This window comes from Streptomyces sp. NPDC001450 (assembly GCF_053597295.1).
Map to the genome: position 1 here is coordinate 335,985 of NZ_JBSFHY010000002.1, position 7,359 is coordinate 343,343.

General features: G+C 71.2%; 6 protein-coding genes. 3 read left to right on the forward strand and 3 right to left on the reverse strand.

From position 1 onward, the window contains the following. Window positions 1-169: 169 nt before the first annotated feature. Together ACWC5O_RS03490 and ACWC5O_RS03495 are read right to left on the reverse strand one after the other, a co-directional pair. Window positions 170-1,282: a sensor histidine kinase gene (locus ACWC5O_RS03490; RefSeq protein WP_450581622.1), complete on the reverse strand. Its 1,113-nt coding sequence runs from the start codon at window positions 1,280-1,282 to the stop codon at window positions 170-172. After that, on the reverse strand, window positions 1,279-1,947 hold the full coding sequence (locus tag ACWC5O_RS03495) for a response regulator (RefSeq protein ID WP_450581620.1): 669 nt from the start codon (window positions 1,945-1,947) through the stop codon (window positions 1,279-1,281). The genes ACWC5O_RS03490 and ACWC5O_RS03495 overlap by 4 nt, the downstream gene beginning before the upstream one ends. Window positions 1,948-2,304: 357 nt before the next feature. On the opposite strand from ACWC5O_RS03495, the gene ACWC5O_RS03500 reads away from it, so the two are divergent. After that, window positions 2,305-3,426, forward strand: a complete 1,122-nt coding sequence (locus tag ACWC5O_RS03500; protein WP_450582212.1) for a DUF418 domain-containing protein — start codon at window positions 2,305-2,307, stop codon at window positions 3,424-3,426. Window positions 3,427-3,615: 189 nt separating this feature from the next. Here the strand turns inward: ACWC5O_RS03500 and ACWC5O_RS03505 are convergent, their stop codons facing one another. Then, the gene (locus tag ACWC5O_RS03505) at window positions 3,616-4,536 is read right to left on the reverse strand and encodes a LysR substrate-binding domain-containing protein (RefSeq protein ID WP_450581618.1); all 921 of its coding nucleotides are present in this window, start codon (window positions 4,534-4,536) and stop codon (window positions 3,616-3,618) included. A gap of 114 nt (window positions 4,537-4,650) precedes the next feature. On the opposite strand from ACWC5O_RS03505, the gene ACWC5O_RS03510 reads away from it, so the two are divergent. Together ACWC5O_RS03510 and ACWC5O_RS03515 are read left to right on the forward strand one after the other, a co-directional pair. Then, window positions 4,651-5,787: a diaminopropionate ammonia-lyase gene (locus ACWC5O_RS03510; protein WP_450581616.1), complete on the forward strand. Its 1,137-nt coding sequence runs from the start codon at window positions 4,651-4,653 to the stop codon at window positions 5,785-5,787. Between the two features lie 590 nt (window positions 5,788-6,377). Continuing rightward, window positions 6,378-7,103, forward strand: a complete 726-nt coding sequence (locus ACWC5O_RS03515) for a M20/M25/M40 family metallo-hydrolase (RefSeq protein WP_450581614.1) — start codon at window positions 6,378-6,380, stop codon at window positions 7,101-7,103. The last annotated feature ends 256 nt before the right edge of the window (window positions 7,104-7,359 follow it).

The window sequence follows — 7,359 nt, forward strand, 5'->3', positions numbered from 1 at the left end:
CCGCGTGTACCGCCGTCATCGCAGGCGAGGCGTGCCGTCGCCCGTGCCGGGCCTCGTGAGCGTCGGTCGCATGATGCAGGTGCGCGGGTATCGCCATCGCCGGCGTCGACGAGCCGTCGGCGTGCTCGGCCATGAGCCACGAGTGCGGTTTCCCTGTCGGCAGGGCCGTTCACCCGTTCCCCTCGACGGGCAGTTCGAGGCAGAGCTCATAGCCCCCTTGGGCAGTCGGGCCGGATGTGATCGTGCCGCCGAGGAGCTCGGCTCGCTGGGCCAGGCCGACCAAGCCGTGGTGGGCGCTCGGCAGGGCGAGCGTGCGTCGGGTGGGGGCGGTGTTGGTGATGGTGGTGTGGAGGGCGCCGTCCTTGTGGCGGATGCGGACGGTTGCTGTCGCGCCGGGGGCGTGTTTGCGGACGTTGGTCAACGCTTCCTGGACGGTGCGGTAGACGGCGCGCTGGACCGTGGGTGGAAGCTCGTGCGGCAGGTCGGTCTCCAGTACCGCTTCGATGCCGCTGGCGTCGACCAGGCGCTGCAGGTCGGCGAGGGAAGGCTGGGGGGTGAGCTCCGTGGGACTGCTGCCGGAGGCCCGCAGGACACTGACCATGTGCCGCAGTTCGTCCAGGGTCTGCACGCTGAGGCGGCGGATCGTGGCCGCGGCCTGTCTCGTCTCGGCGTCCTGGCTGCCCACCTGGAGCGCTCCGGCCTGTACGGCGATGAGGCTGACCTGGTGGGAGACCACGTCGTGCATCTCCCTGGCGAGCTGGGCGCGTTCCTTCGCCAGAACGCTCTGGGCGGTCAGCAGCCGTTCCTGCTCGCGGGCCTCGGAGATGTCGGCGAGCCGCAGCGAGAGTTCGCGCCGGGCCTGGACGAGTTGGCCCAGGAAGACCGGAGCCGCAGCGGTGGCCAGCGTGTAGCTGAGGTGGAACAGGTTGTTCGTCTGGCCCAGCTCCGCGGCGTCCATGGACGACCATGGCCAGGGCAGGAAGTCGATGACCGCGTACGTCAGCGCACAGCCGACCAGCAGGAGACGGTCGCGGCTGAGCGAGGAGAGCGTGTACAGCGCGGCCATGGGGGCGACCACGGCATCGGTGACCAGGGCGGTGGGGAGCGTGAGGACGAAGGTCGTCAAGGGCAGGCGGCGACGCAGAGCAAGGGCGAGAGCGCCGAGCAGAGCGCAGGCAGTCGCCGGTTGATCCCCGACGCCGACGTTGACCCATGCGTCCGCCAGCGCGAACCCGACGATGGCGATGTCGAGCAGCAGATCCGGCGGCCGTCGGGGGCTCACCGAGCGCCCTCGTCCCGCTCTGTGGTGAGCAGGCCCGCGCGCTCGGCGATCAGAGCCGCCTGGACGCGGCTGCTGACCTCCAGTTTGCCGAGCACGTTGGTGACATGGCCTTTCACAGTGCCGGTGCTCAGATGCAGTCTTTCGCCGATGTCGGTGTTGGCGAGTCCCTCTGCCATGAGGACGAGCACGGCACGCTCACGCTCGGTCAGTCGGCCGGCGAGGCGGACGGCGTTGGGCTCGCGCACGTCGTGGTCGAGGTAGCCGTCCACGACCCGGCGGGTGACCTGGGACGACAGGACGGTCCCGCCCCCGGCCAGCGTGCGCACGAGGCGGGGAAGCTCCTCGGGGTCGGTGTCCTTGAGCAGGAATCCGGCGGCGCCCGAGCGCAGCGCCGTCGCCACGTACTCGTCGGCGTCGAACGTGGTGAGCATGGCGACCACCGGAGCCTGCGGCATGCGGCGCAGCTCGGCCAGAATCGTGAGCCCGTCCACGTCCGGCATCCGGATGTCGAGCAGGACGAGGTCGGGCTGCAGCTCCCGCACCGTGCGCACGGCCTGCCCACCGGGTACCGCCGCGACGACCTCGATGTCGTTCGTGGCGCTGAGAATGTGTGTGAAACCCGTACGGATCAAGGCTTCGTCATCGACCACCAGTACCCGGATCACGTGCGCTCCGCTCGTCGCATGCCCCCGTTCGATCCATGCCCCAGCGGGCGCCCCCACCAGCGACCGGCACGGAATACCCGTCGGTTGGCGGCATGATCCCAGCCGATCGGCCGGAGGCACCCCGGCCGACCGGCTGGGGTGGTTTCGGCCGGGCAGCGGGGTGCCTTCGGAAGGCCGCGGGGGTGGCTTGGGCAAGTCACTGGGAACCCATCAGGTATGGCGCCGAAAGCACTCTCGGCCGAGCCTGCGGACGTGTCACCGCCGCTGGGGCTCGACCGCCTCCCTGTCCTCGCCGACAGGCCCTCGACGGGGCGGCTGATCGGTATCGACCTGGCCCGCGGACTCGCGGTCGTCGGCATGTACTCCGCCCACGTCGGGCCCGATGTGACGGTCGGCGGCCCGGTGGGATTCCTGCTGGAGACGGCGCGCGGTCGCTCCTCCGCCCTCTTCGCACTGCTCGCCGGCTTCTCGCTCGTCATCATCACCGGCCGCCCGCACCCCCGTACCGGGCGTGCGGGCCGTCAAGCAGTGGCCAGGGTCGTGATCCGCGCCGTCGTCCTGCTGGCGCTCGGCTACGTACTGAACGCCCTGGGCACCGACGTCGACGTGATCCTCAGCTTCTACGGACTGCTCTTCCTGACCGTCCTCCCGCTGCACCGACTGCGGGCAGGGACGCTCGCCCTCATCGCCGCCGCGAGTGCGCTGATCCTTCCCCAGGTCCTGTACGTGATCAGAACGTCCATCGAGGACGGGAACTGGGCGGACGCCATCACCGCCCATGACCCCTTGGCCCAGATCAGCGGCACGGACGGCATCATCGAGCTCTTGTTCACCGGCGCGTATCCGGTGCTCACCTGGATCCCGTTCCTGATCGCGGGCATGGCAGCGGCCCGGCTGGACCTCACTCGCCCAGGCATCAGAGCCCGGCTCGCACTCGTAGGCGGGGCACTCGCGCTGCTGGGTTACGGCGGCTCCTGGCTCGCCCTGCGCCTGGTCCCCGGCGCCCTGTCCGCCGTCGCCTCCGCCACGGGCGGCGGCTCGGCAGCGTCCGCCTGGTGGTCCGACACCGTCGGCGAGCCCGAAGGGCACACCCCGCTCGCCTGGCTGCTGGTGGCCGCACCGCACAGCCAGACGACCTTTTCCATCGTCGGCAACACCGGAGTCGCTCTTGCGGTGGTCGCCGCGTGCCTGACCGTCGCCGAACGGATGCCGCGCCTCACACGCCTGGCCACGCCCGTTGCCGCGGTCGGCATGACAGCGCTGACCATGTACGTCCTGCACATCGTCGCGCTGTGGTTCTTCAGCGACGTCTGGTACGTGGCGGCGGTCGAAGGGGATACCTTGTCCGCGCTGACCGCGCTGCTCGGCTTCATCGCAGCCGCCATGCTCCTGGCGACCGTGTGGACCCGACTGTTTCGGCGTGGTCCCCTGGAAGAGCTTCTCCATGTCGCCACCCAGCCGGCACGGAACGTCAAGTAGATCGGCCGGCTGCCGAGAACAAGCGCCCCCACGAGGGACCTCTTCAACGGGCACCTTGCCCTTCCGTCTCGGCTGACCACCCCAACCAGTCCAGCCGCCGAACAGACTTCCGCAGCACCGCGGCCACACGAAGTGCTGCGCCCTGTCACTGCGTTGGCGGTGTGGCGGAGGAACGGGTTCTGTGCTGCTTCATGCCTGCTGGGAGCGGAGGGCGGCGGCCCGTTGGAGGGCATCCCGGCATGCCCGGATAGCGGGGTGTTGGATTCGGCCGCGGCGTACGACCGTGAAGACGCGGCGTGTGCGCTGGCCGCGAGGCAGCAGCCGCAGCAGGACGGTCGGGGGCCGGCCGCTCCAGACCAGACCGGGGAGGAAGGCTGCGGCGTGCTTCTGCTCGACGAGGCGGAGGTGGAGCAGGAGGTCGGTGGTCTCGAACCGTACGTCGGGTTCGAAGCCGGCGTTGCGGCACAGGGACATGGCCCAGTGCCGGACGGCTGTGCCTTCGGGTTCCATCACCCAGGGGTGGTCCACCAGTGAGCGCAGCGCCGCCATCGGGTTGTCCGTCCTCGGGCTGTCGGCCGGCATCGGCAGTGCGAGGTGCAGGGTGTCGTCGAGCAGGTCCTGCTGTTCGAGTTCGGCCGGCCGCGGGTTGGGGTTGCCGGGGTATTCCTCGGCGATGATCAGGTCGAAGTCGCGGGCCTGCAGGGCGGGCAGGGCCTTTTCCGGCTCCATCTGGGTGACGTGGACGCGTAGGTGGGGGTGGAGATCGCGCAGCAGGCCGAGTGCGGTCGGCACCAGAGTGAGTGCGGCGGTCTGGAACGAGGCGATGCGCAGGGTGCCGTCCAGATCGGTCAGGGAGGCGGCGATGTCGGCCTCCGCTCGCTCGAGGCGCTGGAGGATCGCTTCGGTGTGGGCGACGAGGATCTCGGCCTGCTCGGTCAGCCGTACCCGCCTGCCGACCGGTTCCAGCAGCGGCACGCCGACCTCGGTTTCCAGCTGGGAGAGCTGCTGGGAGACGGAGGAGGGGGCGTAGGAGAGGGCCTGGGCGACGGCCGCCAGGGTGCCGCGGTGCTTGAGCTCGCGCAGCAGGCGCAGTCGGTGCAGGTCGAACACGGGCAGCCGCTCTCTTCGCCGTCGCGGGCCCGACGGAATGGTCGGTTTCTCCGACGAGTATAGGTTGAAAACATTCGCTGGACCGATCATAGGAGGGCGTCGGACCCTGGTCGTGTGTCTGAGAACGCTCCCTCCCGCCGTACGCTGCCGTGGTTTGTACGGCCCGGTGCCCGTGCCTGGCGGTGTGCCCCCGCGCCCGCCGAGGTCCGCGGCTTCCACTCTTCGCTGCCCGACTACGAGCCCACCCCGTTGACCGAACTCCCGTCGCTGGCATCGGAGTTGAAAGTCGGCCGAGTCTTCGTCAAGGACGAGTCGTGCCGTCTGGGGCTGCCCGCGTTCAAGGCGCTGGGCGCGTCCTGGGCGGTCCACCGCACCCTTGCCGAGCGGGCCGCGAGCGGAAGGGCGCCGGGCCCGGTCACCCTGGTGACCGCCACCGACGGCAACCACGGCCGCGCCGTGGCCCGCATGGCACACCGCCTCGGGCAGCACGCCCACGTTTTCGTACCGCAGGGCGTGCATCCGCAGGCCGTGGCAGCCATCGTCGCCGAGCAGGCGAAGGTCACCGAGGTCCCGGGGCCGTACGACGAGGCGGTACGCCTGGCGGCCGAGGAGGCCGCCGCGCCGGACGCGGTCCTGGTCCAGGACACCGCCTGGCCGGGTTATGAGCAGATCCCCGGGTGGATCGTCGAGGGTTACTCCACCCTCTGCGCCGAGATCGACGAGCAGCTGGCGGCCGAAGGGGTCGCCGAGGGGCCCGACTTCGTCTCCATACCGGTGGGCGTGGGGTCCCTGGCCCAGGCCGTGGTCACGCACTACCGCAGCCGCCCGTCCGAGCGTGCTTCGGCGCTGCTGTCGGTGGAACCGGAGGCCGCGCCCTGCATCCTGGAGAGCCTCGCCCTCGACGCACCCGTCAGCGTGACGACAGGGGACACCACCATGGCCGGGCTGAACTGCGGCACCCCGTCCAGCATCGCCTGGCCCTACCTGCGCGGCGGGCTGGACGCGGCCGTCGCCGTCGCCGATGCCGACAGCGCCCGCGCGGCCGGTGATCTCGCCGCTCTCGGCATCTCCTCAGGTCCGTGCGGGGCCGCGTCGCTCGCCGGGCTGCGTGCGGCGCTCACCGGCGTGGACGCCGAGGCACGCCGTGCGGCCCTGGGGCTCGGGCCGTCCTCGGTGGTCGTGCTGCTGAGCACCGAAGGCACCGCTGCCAACCCGCACTCCACCACCCGTCACCGAGCCCGCAACAGCTGAAAGACCCCTGCGTTGAGCCACCACCTGTTCACCACCCCACCGCCGACCGGTTCGATCAGTTCGACAAGGAGGAGGTCGGCCGCGTGCTGACCCACCTCGTGGCCGCGCTCGGTGTCCTCGGCTTGCTGACCATCGTGCCCGGCCCGGACGCGGCGGTGGCGACCCGACGGGCCCGCGTGGCCGGCCCCGGGGACGCGCTGCGGACCGTGGGCGGAATCGCGACCGGAGTCCTGCTCTGGGGCGCGCCGACCGTGGCCGGACTCGCGGCCGTGCGAAGATCCCCGTCTTCTGCACCGGGCTGCTCCCCACGCCGGCCCCGCCCTCAACTGCCCACCACCTGGGCCATGAAAGCTCCTCGTCCTCCTCCACACCACCCTCACCCTCGCCTGGCTGGGCGGACGTCACGCTCATCGGCATCGGCCTCGCGCGGGGTGGCCACCACTTCCGGCTGACCCGTACCTGCCCGCACCCGCCCGCCGTCCCGCCCCCCACCGAATCCGATGAATCCGACACATCTGGGAGACAGGTCATGACGAATCCCGCCCCCCCACGCGATCACTGTCAACGCAGACCGGCTGTGGCAGTCCCTGATGGACCTCGCCGAGATCGGTGCGTACGACGACGAACGCACCGGCCTGCGCGGCGTCAACCGCCTCGCCCTCACCGATGCGGACGCGGCCGGCCGCCGCCAGGTCATCGCCTGGGCGGAACAGGCCGGACCGGCCGTCCGTGTCGACCGGATGGGCAACGTCTACGGCCGCCGCGCGGGCACCGACCCCACCGCGGCCCCGGCCCTGACGGGCTCGCACATCGACAGCGTCGCCACCGCCGGCGCCTTCGACGGCTGCCTGGGCGTCCTGGGCGGCATCGAAGTCGTCCGTACCCTGAACGAACGCGGCATCACCACCCGCCGCCCGATCGAGGTCGGCGTCTTCACCGAGGAGGAAGGCGTCCGCTGCGGCACCGACATGCTCGGCAGTGCAGTCGCCGCCGGGCGCCTCACCCTGGAGTACGCCCACGCCCTGACCGACCGCGACGGCCGCACCCTCGGCGGAGAACTCGCCCGCACCGGCTTCGACGGTCCCACCGGCGTACGCCTCGCCCCGCCGCACGCCTACGTCGAGTGCCACATCGAACAGGGCCCCGTCCTCGCCGAGAACGACGTCGAGATCGGCGTCGTCACCGGCGTACGGGGCATCTCCTGGCAGGAGATCACCATCCCCGGCGAGAGCGCCGACACCGTCCAGGCGGAGCTGACCGCCGTGCTCGACCACCTGGCCGCCGCAGTCCCCGACTTCCGCTACCGGGCTGACTAGCGGCCTGCACCGCGAACCCTTTGAAGCCGACCCCGAGGCCCCGATCGTGCGCACCCTCGCCCACCACGCCGAGCAAGCGCTCAGCGGGCCCCGGTCCCGGTCACGGCAAGCAGCCTGCCGGCTTTCCCACGGGCCACGTTCGGCGCCCGCCTGGGCCAACCTGGCTATGTGCACGAGTTGCGACAGCGGTTGTTCACCGTCTCGGGAGGCGGCCGGATCAGTCCTGGGGCGGTGTTCACGAGAACGGGAGGCACCC